The sequence below is a fragment of the Azospira sp. MPR-E4 genome, from assembly GCF_058809645.1.
In genome coordinates, this window is record NZ_JBXAST010000038.1 from 1 (window position 1) to 11,557 (window position 11,557).

The 11,557-nt window shown below is 60.0% G+C and carries 12 protein-coding genes and 3 tRNA genes; 8 read left to right on the forward strand and 7 right to left on the reverse strand.

The genetic code is table 11. The features are described 5' to 3' along the window. The 7 genes from AC1RTA_RS11640 to AC1RTA_RS11670 all read left to right on the forward strand — a co-directional run. Nucleotides 1–1,153, forward strand: a 1,153-nt coding sequence (locus AC1RTA_RS11640) for a hypothetical protein (protein ID WP_492784787.1), incomplete at its 5' end; no start/stop codon positions are given. Between the two features lies 1 nt (nucleotide 1,154). Next, nucleotides 1,155–1,475, forward strand: coding sequence for a DUF5455 family protein (locus AC1RTA_RS11645; protein WP_492784788.1), 321 nt, complete (start codon nucleotides 1,155–1,157; stop codon nucleotides 1,473–1,475). Further along, the gene (locus AC1RTA_RS11650) at nucleotides 1,475–2,458 is read left to right on the forward strand and encodes a zonular occludens toxin domain-containing protein (protein ID WP_492784789.1); all 984 of its coding nucleotides are present in this window, start codon (nucleotides 1,475–1,477) and stop codon (nucleotides 2,456–2,458) included. The genes AC1RTA_RS11645 and AC1RTA_RS11650 overlap by 1 nt, the downstream gene beginning before the upstream one ends. Further along, nucleotides 2,455–3,744, forward strand: a complete 1,290-nt coding sequence (locus AC1RTA_RS11655; RefSeq protein WP_492784790.1) for a type II secretion system protein GspD — start codon at nucleotides 2,455–2,457, stop codon at nucleotides 3,742–3,744. Before AC1RTA_RS11650 ends, AC1RTA_RS11655 begins: the two co-directional genes overlap by 4 nt. Before the next feature lie 95 nt (nucleotides 3,745–3,839). Next, nucleotides 3,840–5,174 carry a hypothetical protein gene (locus AC1RTA_RS11660; RefSeq protein ID WP_492784791.1) on the forward strand — a complete coding sequence of 445 codons (1,335 nt, stop codon included), beginning with the start codon at nucleotides 3,840–3,842 and terminating at the stop codon, nucleotides 5,172–5,174. 11 nt (nucleotides 5,175–5,185) lie between these two features. Next, nucleotides 5,186–5,413: a DUF4224 domain-containing protein gene (locus tag AC1RTA_RS11665; protein ID WP_492784792.1), complete on the forward strand. Its 228-nt coding sequence runs from the start codon at nucleotides 5,186–5,188 to the stop codon at nucleotides 5,411–5,413. Continuing rightward, the gene (locus AC1RTA_RS11670; protein ID WP_492784793.1) at nucleotides 5,410–6,438 is read left to right on the forward strand and encodes a tyrosine-type recombinase/integrase; all 1,029 of its coding nucleotides are present in this window, start codon (nucleotides 5,410–5,412) and stop codon (nucleotides 6,436–6,438) included. The genes AC1RTA_RS11665 and AC1RTA_RS11670 overlap by 4 nt, the downstream gene beginning before the upstream one ends. An 87-nt stretch (nucleotides 6,439–6,525) precedes the next feature. On the opposite strand, the gene AC1RTA_RS11675 is transcribed toward AC1RTA_RS11670, so the two are convergent. From AC1RTA_RS11675 to AC1RTA_RS11685, 3 genes are all read right to left on the reverse strand, one after another. Beyond that, nucleotides 6,526–6,601: transfer RNA gene (locus tag AC1RTA_RS11675), tRNA-His, on the reverse strand. 14 nt (nucleotides 6,602–6,615) lie between these two features. After that, nucleotides 6,616–6,692 (reverse strand) — tRNA-Arg (locus tag AC1RTA_RS11680). A 36-nt stretch (nucleotides 6,693–6,728) separates the two neighbouring features. After that, nucleotides 6,729–6,805, reverse strand: a tRNA-Pro gene (locus AC1RTA_RS11685). 143 nt (nucleotides 6,806–6,948) lie between these two features. Here AC1RTA_RS11685 and dksA point away from each other — a divergent pair. Next, nucleotides 6,949–7,374, forward strand: a complete 426-nt coding sequence (gene dksA, locus AC1RTA_RS11690) for an RNA polymerase-binding protein DksA (RefSeq protein ID WP_014237745.1) — start codon at nucleotides 6,949–6,951, stop codon at nucleotides 7,372–7,374. A 115-nt stretch (nucleotides 7,375–7,489) separates the two neighbouring features. On the opposite strand, the gene pnp is transcribed toward dksA, so the two are convergent. The 4 genes from pnp to rbfA all read right to left on the reverse strand — a co-directional run bounded on the left by pnp (nucleotide 7,490) and on the right by rbfA (nucleotide 11,557). Next, nucleotides 7,490–9,613: a polyribonucleotide nucleotidyltransferase gene (gene pnp / locus AC1RTA_RS11695; RefSeq protein ID WP_014237746.1), complete on the reverse strand. Its 2,124-nt coding sequence runs from the start codon at nucleotides 9,611–9,613 to the stop codon at nucleotides 7,490–7,492. Between the two features lie 186 nt (nucleotides 9,614–9,799). Next, entirely contained in the window at nucleotides 9,800–10,069 is a 270-nt protein-coding gene (rpsO, locus tag AC1RTA_RS11700; RefSeq protein ID WP_014237747.1) for a 30S ribosomal protein S15, read from the reverse strand. A 164-nt stretch (nucleotides 10,070–10,233) separates the two neighbouring features. Beyond that, nucleotides 10,234–11,136 (reverse strand): tRNA pseudouridine(55) synthase TruB, encoded by a 903-nt coding sequence (gene truB, locus AC1RTA_RS11705; RefSeq protein ID WP_492784794.1) that lies wholly within the window; start codon nucleotides 11,134–11,136, stop codon nucleotides 10,234–10,236. A 7-nt stretch (nucleotides 11,137–11,143) separates the two neighbouring features. Then, a complete protein-coding gene (rbfA, locus tag AC1RTA_RS11710; protein ID WP_130458568.1) occupies nucleotides 11,144–11,557 on the reverse strand; it encodes a 30S ribosome-binding factor RbfA in 414 nt (137 codons plus the stop codon).

An 11,557-nucleotide genomic window follows, 5' to 3' on the forward strand; every position in this document is an offset into this window, starting at 1 on the left:
GGCCCCTGTAGCCCCCAACAACGCCACGCCCCTTTCCGGCGGCGTTCCCATCACCCAATACAGCTATGACGGTGCCAATTACTACGACAGCAAGGATGCCGCCTGCTCCGCTGTCGCCCCGGGCCGCCTGACCTGGTGCCAAGCCTATAGCTCCAGCTGGGTCAGTGGTGGTGCCGCCATCACCGATGGCGTCTGTAAAACCTCCTGCTGCCTGGCCGAAGGCGGTTGCAACTACTTCCCGGAAACCATGTACACCCGCAACACCACATCGGCCACCACCTGCCCCAAGGGTTACGTCGTTTCCGGCACCAGCTGCGCCCTCTCCGATCCCCGGGAAGCCGTCCCGGATAAGAACTGTGACCTCAAATTCGGCAACTCCAAATTCGTCTATCACAACGACCCCGATTGCCCCCAAGGCACCAACCTGGACAACAACAAACTCCAGCCCGGCCTGCGCAATGATGGCCGCACCGCCTTTGTCTCCGGTGTCGATTCCTCGGGCCGCCCCGTCATCATTGAAGTGGTCGTAATGCCTGACGGCACCCAAATCGAAATCCACCGCTACACCCAGGTCTCCACCGGCGACACCCCCGCCGTCCAGACCCAGACCACCACCGTCAATCCCCAGACCGGCCAGATCACCGGCACCCAGACCTCCACCAATCCCGGCACCATCACCCAGCCGAACACCACCCCCACCACCGGCACGGACAACGGCACACCGACGGACACCCCTACCGCCAACACCGATCCCACCAAGGAAGCCACCATCACCTGCGGCCTACCCGGAACGCCGGCCTGCTCCATCGACGATACCGGCTTCACGAGCAAAGATGCCGTCGGCGATAAGGTCACCACCGCCACCGCCCAACTGGACGCCCTCAAGACCTCCATTGAGAACACCGGAAGCAACCTGCCCAGCATTGGCAGGGACTGGTTCCCCTCCCTCCTTCCCGGTACTGCCGTTGCCTGCCATCCGCTGCCGATCACCATCGGCCTCAGCAAAGGCCCCATGGCCGGCATGACCCACACCGAGAACATGGACCTGTGCCCGCATTTTGACGTTGTGCGGCAAATCCTCGGCTACCTCCTGGGCATCTGGACCCTCTGGCACATCTGGCGTCGTTTCACCGACTCCAACAAAGGAGAATGACATGCCAATCTTTGCCGCCTTTCTCTTTAACGTCTTTTCCGCCCTCTTCGGCTTTCTCGCCACCTACTTCACCAAGCGGATCGCCCTGGGGGCTGCCGCTGTCGCCATGGTCCTTGCCGTCACGGTGACTTTCTACACTCTCATTAAATCCCTGGTCGCCGGGATCATGGGCAACATCACCAACGAATGGTTGCTCATGGGCATCTACGCCTGCATTCCCGGCAACTTTGAAACCTGCCTCACCGCCATCCTGGTAGCCGACACCGCCGCCTTCCTCTACCGCTACCAGCTCGCCAATATCCGCATGCTCCTGGGGTCGTAATGAGCGACGCAATCCTGCTCCACGGCAAGCGCGGCGCAGGCAAATCCCTGGGCGCGGTGCATTTCATCCAGCGCTATCTTTCCGAAGGTCGGCAGGTCGCCACCAACCTCGACATATTCCCGGAGAAGCTACTCCATGCGTCCTCCCGGGCCGTGGTCTATCGCCTCCCCGACCATCCCAAGGCCACCGACCTCGAAGCCCTACCCCCTGGCAACCCCAATCCTCTGGACGAAGAACGAAACGGCCTCCTGGTCCTGGATGAACTCGCCACCTTCCTCAACTCCCGCAGTTGGCAGGCCGGTGACCGGGCCGCCGTCATTTCCTTCCTCGCCCAATCCCGCAAATACGGCTGGGATTTACTGCTGATCGCCCAAGGCCCCGGAATGATCGACAAACAAATCCGGGATTCCCTCATTGAACTGCAAGGCCAGTTCCGCCGCATGGACAAAGTGCGCGTCCCCTTCCTGGGCGTCCTCTGGAAACACATCACCGGCAAGCCTCTTCGCTTCCCCAAGGTGCACGTCGTCGCCCTCCGCTACGGCTTCGACAAGGCCGCGCCCATCTTCGACACCATGTGGTTCTTTGGCCGGGCCCTGTGGGAAGGCTACGACACCCTGCAAAAGATCAGTGCCGAATACGGCAACCAGCACCTCTACACCGTTCTTAGCCCCTGGCACACCAAAGGCCGCTATCTGGGAGTTTGGGCCATGTACAAAAATCTAGTGATTTCCGCCCTGCTGGTCGGTGCCTTCTTCGGCGCCATCGGTGGCTATGGCTTCGCCCATTTCAAGGGCCAGCAGGTCGCCACCACACCCGTCGAACGCATCAGTTCCGATGTGGAAGTGGCCGGAGTCATCCGCGAAGAGGACTACACCCAAGTCATTCTCACCGACGGCACAACCGCCCTCGCCTCCGCCATCAAGGCCGACGTCACCGGAGAACGCTATCTCGTCGCCGGCACCTGGTACAGAAAGGTCAAATGATGAAACGCTGGCTGCTCCTGCTCTGCCTGCCCTTCCATGTCCTGGCCGCCGATGTGGGCCTGGACCTCCGCAACGTTGGTGTCGTCGAACTGGCCGAAGGCGTGGTCAAAGGCATACTCCACCGGGACTACGTGATTGCCCCGGAGGTCCAGGGCAACACGGCCAAGCTCACCATGTCCCTCAAGTCCCTGGACAAAGAACAGGTCCTGCCCGTCCTGCAAACCGTCCTGGCCGGCGCCGGTATCGAGATCCAGGAAAGAAACGGCGTCCTGTTCATCGGTGCCAGGAAGGATCTGCCCCTTCCCCCCACACCCCAGCCCGGTCAACCCCAGCCCATGCTGCAAGGCCAGCCCTACGGCTACGGCCAGCCATTCCAGAACAGTCAATTTCAGGGCATGCCGCCAGTGGCCCCCAAGGAACTCGCCTTCCACCGCCCCCGGGGCAAGTCCATTGAATTTCTCTCCTCCGTCGCCCGCATCGGCGGGGCCTACGTTCCTGACCTCAAGGGCAAGGGAGATGTGGTGGTCTTTGGTGGAGAGCCGGAAGTAGTGGCTCGCGTCAAAGCCATCCTGGAACAAGTCGACATCGCCACCCCGTCCCTGCTGGTCAAAGCCGCCCTGGTCGAATACACCGAAGGCGAAAGCTCGTCCCGCTCCCTGTCCCTGGCTTTGACCGCCCTGGCCGGAAAGCTGGGCCTTGCCTATCAAGCCGGCCAAGCCCTCGCCAACAGGCTCAACTGGCAAGGCACCACCCTGCAAGCGGCCCTCACCGCCATCGATGGGGACCGGCGCTTTAAGTACGTTGCCGAACCATCCTTGCGCGTCATGGATGGCGAATCAGCGCGTTTCGTGGTCGGCTCCGAGGTGCCGACCCGGGCCGGGGCCGTTATCGACAAATCAGGCAATCCCGTCCAGTCCATCGAATACCGGACTGCCGGTGTCGTCATCACCGTCGCCCCCAAGGTCATGCAGGATTCCATCATGGTCAAGATCGGCCAGCAGGTGTCCAGCTTCGCCCTCACCACCACCAGCGGCATAGACTCTCCCACCATCCTCAAACGCGAAGCCGAAACCACGGTTACCACCCAGGATGGGGAACTCATTGTGATTGCCGGCATGGATGAATCCAGGGAAACCGATAGTCGGGATGGCCTCTCCTTCCTGCCCTCGTTTCTGCGTAGCAAGAACGAGGACAAAACCCGCTCCCAAATGCTGCTTCTGGTTGAGGTGCAACGGAGCAATGCGGGAGGGGCATCAGGGGTGCCGGCGCCTGCGCCGGCCCCCTGATGCCCCTCGGGAGACGGGCCTGTAGCACGTCTCACAGAAAAGCAGAAAAAGGACCGTTGGACCACATTTCAACACTATGCAACACAAGGGCGAATATGAATAAGAAGCTAAAGACATGGGAGCGCTACTCCCTGGAAAGTCTCGTTGAGAACGTCACCGATCCCCGTGGCCGCCTCTTCTTCTCCGAGCTAGGCCAGATCAACCTGGGGGGCGTAAAAGTCCTCCATGCGGGCCTGGATACCGTCAAACAGCTTTACTCCGGGGAAATCCGCCTGGAACTGCTGGAACAGGTCGAACGCCTCTACAGCGAAGGCTTCGGCGAGTGCATCGAACTAGGCGGCCATGTCTGGATGATTGGCTCCGGCGGGGCCTCTGGCTACCAATTCCGCCTGCAAAACTCCGACCTCGGCCTGATCCTCTTCCTCAAGTCCCGCTATGCAGAAAAGGACAAGGAATCCTCCCACCTCAAAATCGAGTGCTCCCCTCACTGGCTCCTGCCCCGCTCCATTGAAACCATGAAACAGGAACTGGATACCCTGGCCGCCCAGGTACTGCACCAGCCCCAGGCCAAAGGCTGCGCCCCCCATATCTGTGTCGATGTGCAAGGCTGGGAGCCGCCCGCCAACTTCTCCGACCGCTTGGTTACCCGGGCTCGTCGCATCCTCTCCCATGACTCCTGCAAAGTCCTCTACATGGACTTGGGAGAAGTCGCCTTACGCTACAACCAGGGCCAGTCCTATTTGTTCGGCTCCGCTTCCAGTGTCCAGATGGCCGTCTATCGGAAAGACATTCAAGCCAAGGCCACGGACAAGCTGGATTTTTGGCAAGACACCTGGAACCGCAAGGCAGGCGACAGCTACGACACCCCTGCCTACAACCCCGATCTGCCCGTCTGGCGTATCGAACTCCGCTTTCATCACGCCGTCCTGGCCGAATTCGCCCGGGGCGCTGCCGAACAACTCGAATACGGCTCAAGCCTTCAGGCGGGCATCTGGTCCCATATCCAGGGCGTTTCCCAGCACCTCACCGGCCTCTGGCGCTACGGCCTCAACGGCTTTCGCCTGGAAGTCCAGGGAGAGCGCCCCAGCAGCCGCTATTTGGATCCTTTCTGGCAACTGCTAGGCGAAGACATTACCTATTTCGCGCCAGTCGGTGACCTTGACTACAAGCGGGTCAAAAAGACCCCTGGCATGGGCTGTGAAAAGAATCTCATGCTTGCCCTTGGCAACCTGTTAAGTCTCTATGCGAGACACCGATTTAAACCAAAAAAAGCCCTGGAATGCCTCAAGGCATCAGGCATCTATGACGACCTTTATGCCTACATGCAGCGCAAGGCGGATGCCAACTTCCGCATCTTCCAAGAGTCCCAGATTCTTGAATTCGTCACCAAGGCGCTACAGCTAAGAACACTCCTGGGCAAAGCCGCCTGATAGGAACAACCATGGGCCTATTCCTGACCTCCGAACAACTGGAAGACCTGACGGACGCCAAGCGTCGGGACTTGCAAATCGCATGGCTGGAAAAGAACGGCTGGGAATTTGAAATCTCCCGCCTGGGCAATCCCAAGGTCTTGCTGGCCTATATGGAAAAGCGCATGGGCCTGTACAGCCCGGACCCCAAGGCATCCACCGAACCCGATTTCACCCATTGGGAACAACAAACAGCATGATCGGCAGGCGCAAGAAAAATCTAACGCTCGGCATGTCTCGCCTCTATGTCTACCAAGGCAAACGAGTCACGACCTACTACACCATCACCCCGGCCAACGAGCGCATCAACCTTGGGCATGACCTCAAGGAAGCAAAGAGAAAGCTCCTGGCCATGGATGGTGAAATCTACCGTCCCGGCACCGTCGGTGAACTCTTGGCCGACCTCATGGACTATCGGCAAAGCAAAGTATCGGCAGGCAAGCTGGCCCTCACCACGCTGCAATCCAATGAGCTTGAAGCCGAAGAACTCAAAAAGGTTTTCGGCAAGATGCGCCCGGAGGATGTAAAGCCAATGCACGTTTGGCAATACCTCCACAAATACCGGGGCAAGGAATCACCCGTCAGGGCAAACCGGGAAATCGCCCTGCTCTCTTCCATGTTCAATCGAGCGATGGGAGCCGGGATCGTAGATCGGAATCCATGCGTTGGGGTTGAACGCAACGAAGAAACGCCAAGGGATAGGCTCGTATCGGATAGGGAGCTAAAAGGCTTCTGCAAGTTCGCATGGAATAAGGGATACCCAGGCAGACAAATAGCCCTGGCCCTCGCCATTGCTTATCTCACCGGTAAGGGTCAGGGTCAGATCATCCGCTTAGCCACATCCCAGCTAAATGCAGAAGGCATTACCTTCGGCAAACGCAAGCGCGGTGCAGCTACCTTGGTTGAGTGGTCGAGACGCCTAAAACGCTACGTCCAGGCAGCCCTGGATCAGCCCTGCGACATAGTCCCAGCCTACGTTATCCGCACCCAGCGAGGCTCCCCATACACCTCAAGCGGATTCAAGAGTATTTGGCAGCGGCTGATAAACGAATGGGTGGAAAAAGGGAACGAAAGATTCACTTTCCACGATTTGAGGGCAAAAACTGTAACTGATGTAATTGAGCAAGGCCGGAAAGCAAGCGAACTCACGGGCCACAAAACCGAGTCCATAGTTGCCTCGGTATATGACCGCAGAAGAGTAAGAAAAGCCCGGGCGGTAAAGTGATCTTACAAAGTCCAGGAATGAACTTACAAAATCGCGGGGGAAGAAAACGAAAAGCCCGCGTAACCTAATGATTACGCGGGCTTATTTTGGGGCGATATACCGGGATCGAACCGGTGACACCTGGAATCACAATCCAGTGCTCTACCAACTGAGCTAATACCGCCACTGAAACCTGTTTGGCGCGCCCGGCGAGGCTCGAACTCACAACCTACGGCTTAGAAGGCCGTTGCTCTATCCTGTTGAGCTACGGGCGCTAATTCTCGCTCGCCTTGGGTGCAACCTGTATCTGCTGGTCGGGGCGGTGGGATTCGAACTCACGACCCTCTGCTCCCAAAGCAGATGCGCTACCAGGCTGCGCTACGCCCCGAAGAGACGCGAATTCTACACATGCCCCCCGGGGTGGTCAAGCGCCAAAAGTAGTTTTTTTTCGTGCAATCAATGATTGTTGCAGGTAAGATGCTTTTCTGATATTTAATCGCCTTTTTGCACAAACACGGATGGTCTTCGAACATGGCTGAAGATTTGCTCCACAAACATTTCACGCCCTACGTCCCCAAGAAGGGCGAGGAATACATGAACAGCAAGCAGCTGGCTCACTTCCGCGCCATTCTTGGCACGCTGAAGCAGGAGTTGATGGCTGACATCGAGCGCACGGTGCATACCATGCAGGATGAAGCCACTGTCTTTGCCGACCCCAACGACCGGGCCAGCCAGGAAACGGATATCGCCCTGGAACTGCGCAACCGGGACCGGGAGCGCAAGCTGATCAAGAAGATCGACGAGACCCTGGGTCGCATCGATTCCGGCGACTACGGCTTCTGCGACAAGTGCGGCGTGGAAATCGGCATCAAGCGCCTGGAAGCCCGCCCCACGGCAACCCTGTGCATCGACTGCAAGACCCTGGAGGAACTGCGGGAAAAGCAGGTCGCCAAGTAAGCGGAGCACTCCGCCGCAAAAAAGCGCAGCCTCGGCTGCGCTTTTTTATTGTCGGCGGATCAAACTATGAAAAAGGGCGCCGAAGCGCCCTTTTTCCTTTGCAACGGTGAAAAACTTACTGTTGCGGTTCTGCAGCCACGGCGGGAGCAGCCTCTTCGGCAGCCACAGCCTTCATGGACAGGCGGATGCGACCCTTCTCGTCGGTTTCCAGAACCTTGACGCGGACGACCTGACCTTCCTTGAGGTAGTCGGCCACGGCATTGACGCGCTCGTTGGCGATCTGGGAGATGTGCAGCAGACCATCCTTGCCCGGCAGGACACTGACGATGGCACCGAAGTCCAGAATCTTCAGCACAGGACCTTCGTAGACCTTGCCCACTTCCACTTCAGCGGTGATGGCTTCGATGCGCTTGCGGGCCATCTCGGCGGCTTCACCGTCGGTGGAGGCAATGGTGATGGTGCCGTCGTCCTGGATGTCGATGGAAGTACCGGTTTCCTCGGTCAGGGCACGGATCACAGCACCACCCTTGCCGATCACGTCACGGATTTTTTCCGGATTGATCTTCATGGTGTACAGACGGGGAGCGTAAGCGGACATTTCCGTACGCGGAGCATCCTGGGCATCCTGCATGATGTTCAGGATGTGCAGGCGACCGGCCTTGGCCTGATCCAGCGCCACCGCCATGATTTCCTTGGTGATGCCCTGGATCTTGATGTCCATCTGCAGGGCGGTGATACCGGAATCGGTACCGGCCACCTTGAAGTCCATGTCGCCCAGGTGATCTTCGTCACCCAGGATGTCGGTCAGCACGGCGAAGCGGTTGCCTTCCTTGATCAGACCCATGGCGATACCGGCCACGTGGGACTTGAGGGGCACGCCAGCATCCATCAGCGCCAGGGAGCCGCCACAGACGGAAGCCATGGAGGAGGAGCCGTTGGATTCGGTGATCTCGGACACGACGCGCATGGAGTAGGAGAACTCGTCGGCGGGCGGCAGCACGGCGAGCAGGGCGCGCTTGGCCAGACGACCGTGACCGATCTCGCGACGCTTGGGGGAACCGACGCGGCCGGTTTCGCCAGTGGCGTAGGGAGGCATGTTGTAGTGCAGCATGAAGCGGTCTTTGTACTCGCCGGCCAGGGCGTCGATGATCTGCTCGTCGCGGCTGGTACCGAGGGTGGCCACCACCAGACCCTGGGTCTCACCACGGGTGAACAGGGCGGAACCGTGGGTACGGGGCAGCACGCCGGTGCGCACGGTGATGGGACGCACGGTGCGGGTGTCGCGACCGTCGATGCGGGGCTCGCCGGCCAGGATGCGGCCGCGGACGATGGCGGCTTCCATGGCGAAGAACAGGTCGGCCACGGTGTTTTCGTCGGGAGCATCTTCACCCTGGCACAGGGCGGCAACGGCTTCGCTGCGGATTTCCTTGACGCGCTGGCTGCGGGTCTGCTTGCTGGTGATGCTGTAAGCCTCTTCCAGTTTGGCCTTGACCAGAGCTTCCAGCTTGCCCACCAGGACCTGGTCCTGGGCCGGAGCCTGCCATTCCCATTCGGGCTTGCCGGCTTCTTCCACCAGTTCATTGATGGCGTTGATGACGGCCTGCATCTGCTCGTGGCCGTAGACCACGGCGCCCAGCATGACTTCTTCGGAGAGTTCCTTGGCTTCGGATTCCACCATCAGCACGGCAGACTGGGTGCCGGCAACCACCAGGTCCAGCTTGCTGTCCTTGAGCTGGGTGGCGGAGGGATTCAGCACGTACTGGCCGTCGATGTAGCCGACGCGGGCGGCACCGATGGGGCCGGAGAAGGGAATGCCGGAAATGGCCAAGGCAGCGGAGGCGCCGATCAGGGCGGGAATGTCGGAATCCACTTCGGGATTCAGGGACATGACGGTCGCCACCACCTGGACTTCGTTGTAGAAGCCTTCAGGGAACAGGGGGCGGATGGGACGGTCGATCAGGCGGGAGGTCAGGGTTTCCTTTTCGGAAGGACGGCCTTCGCGCTTGAAGAAGCCACCGGGGATCTTGCCGGCAGCGTAGGTCTTCTCGACATAGTCGACGGTCAGGGGGAAGAAATCCTGACCCGGCTTGGCTTGCTTGGCGCCGACCACGGTCACCAGGACCACGGTGTCGTCAACGGTGACCAGTACGGCGCCGGAGGCCTGGCGAGCAATCTCGCCGGTTTCCAGAGTGACCTGATGGGCACCGTAGGTGAAGGTTTTCTTTGCAATATTGAACATATCTTCCTTTCTCTCTTTCTCTTGTCTTCGCTTAAATTCTTGCAACCGCCGATTCTACCTGCTTACCCGGGGAAAACCATGCTCCCGGAAAGCAAAAGAGCGGCGCGGCCAAAGGCCGCCCGCTCTTTCAAACGCTACTTGATGCGTCCCGACCGCATGGGCGGACGGTATCAGGCGTGGGCAAGATTACTTGCGCAGGCCCAGACGCTCGATAACGCTGCGGTACTTGTCCACATCGGTGCGCTTCAGGTAGTCCAGCAGCTTGCGGCGGCGGGACACCATGCGCAGCAGACCGCGACGGGAGTGGTGATCCTTCATGTGTTCCTTGAAGTGACCGGTCAGGTCGTTGATGCGTGCGGTCAGCAGCGCGATCTGCACTTCGGAGGAACCGGTATCGCCCTGAGCACGTTGGAAATCGCCAACGATCTGGGCCTTCTGAGTGGTGTTGATAGCCATATGTCAAACTCTCTTGAGTGTTACGACGCTGCCCCAGTTTGATAGAGCCAGGCGCCCGACGGTTAAAAAAACTTCGCTCCACGGGGAGCGAAGCGGCGGATTATACGCAGGGAGCAGAGGAGTAGCAAGAAAATTCCGGCCATTCCCCGCTATTTTGCACGCCCCTAGCCGTTGTCCTTCTGGCGCAGCAGGCGGTAGGGCCACAGCTTGCCTTCCCTGACCTCTCCCACCCCCTGCAGGACGCCCTCGCCATAGACCCGGGCCTTACCGGACCGGAGGTCGGTTGCCACCGGATTGCCGTGGGCAAAGCGCTGCAGGGATTCAGCCTCCAGCAATACCTCGGGCAAGCTCCGCAGCAAGGCATCCACCGGCAGCAGATAGCGCCCCCGGTCCGCCTCCTCCGTATTTTCCAGCTCTGCCAGGGACACCGCACGATCCAGTTCCAGCGGACCGACCCGGGTACGCCGCAGGCCCGTCAGATGGGCACCGCAGCCGAGGGCCTCGCCAATGTCCTCGGCCAGGGTACGGATGTAGGTGCCCTTGCTGCAATCCACCTGCAGACGGAAGTTGATGCCGTCGAAATCGCTGGCGGCCAGGCTGAGAATGGTTACTTCCCGGGCTTCCCGCTCCACCTCCAACCCCTGGCGGGCCAGCTCGTAGAGCGGCTTGCCATCGCGCTTGAGGGCCGAATACATGGGCGGCACCTGGGCAATCACCCCGGTGAAGCGGGGCAGCACGGCAGCCAGCTGCTCGGCGGAAACCTGTACCGGCCTGGTCTGCAGGACTTCACCCTCCGCATCGCCGGTGGCCGTGGTCTGACCAAGGCGGACGTCGGCAACATAGGCCTTGTCGGCATCCAGCAGGTCGGCGGAAAACTTGGTGGCTTCGCCGAAGCAGATGGGCAGCAGACCGGTGGCCAGGGGATCGAGAGTACCGGTATGGCCGGCCTTGGCGGCCGAAAAGAAACGACGCGCCTTTTGCAGCGCGTCGTTGGAGGAGAGGTGAAGGGGCTTGTCCAGCAACAGCACCCCATCCACCTGTTTCCAGGTGCGTCTGGGTTTGGACATGAGCTGGTCAGCTTTCGGCAGCGGTATCCGGCGGGGCTTCCCCATCCTCGTCGGGTGAAGTCTGGCGGCTGGTGGCCGCCGCTTCGTCGATCAGACGGGAAAGGCTGGTGCCGTGCTCGATGGAATTGTCGTACACGAAATGCAGCTGGGGCGTGGTGTGGATGCGCACCCGGCGCCCCAGTTCCCGCCGCAGGAAACCGGAAGCCTTGTCCAGGCCCTTCTTGATTTCCGCCAGCTGCTCCGCGGCCGCCAGGGTGGTGAAGAAAACCTTGGCATGGGCGTAATCGGGAGTCACCTCGACGTCGGTCAGGCTGACCATGCCGACGCGAGGGTCCTTCAGCTCGGTGCGAATGAGCTCCGCCAGCTCGCGGCGGATCTGCTCATTCACCCGGTCCTTGCGTGAAAAACTCTTGTTAGCCAT